The organism is Desulfoplanes formicivorans, assembly GCF_001748225.1.
GTDB classification, from domain to species: domain Bacteria; phylum Desulfobacterota; class Desulfovibrionia; order Desulfovibrionales; family Desulfomicrobiaceae; genus Desulfoplanes; species Desulfoplanes formicivorans.
The window spans coordinates 1-220 of the sequence record NZ_BDFE01000019.1; the positions used below are offsets into that span (position 1 = coordinate 1).

1 protein-coding gene is annotated in these 220 nt (G+C 53.2%); it reads left to right on the forward strand.

Annotated elements, in window-relative coordinates; genetic code table 11:
* Positions 1 to 220, forward strand: a 220-nt coding sequence (locus DPF_RS11455; RefSeq protein ID WP_141721121.1) for a transposase, incomplete at both ends; no start/stop codon positions are given.

Genomic DNA, 220 nt, shown 5'->3' on the forward strand with positions numbered 1-220 from the left:
GCAGACAGACAAAGCTTCCAGATCACACCCGTTGGGCCGTACTCAAAGGCGCTGAGAAAAAACGCACGCAAAACCAGGAGAATGCTCTTCTTGAACTCGCTGAACAGGGCTTTGCTACAGCCAAGGCCTACCGCGTCAAAGAACTGTTACGCTGGATTCGTCGGGCCGAATCAAGGCAGGCTGCCAAGTGGCGCATTACCCATTTTCTCAAGCATGCAAC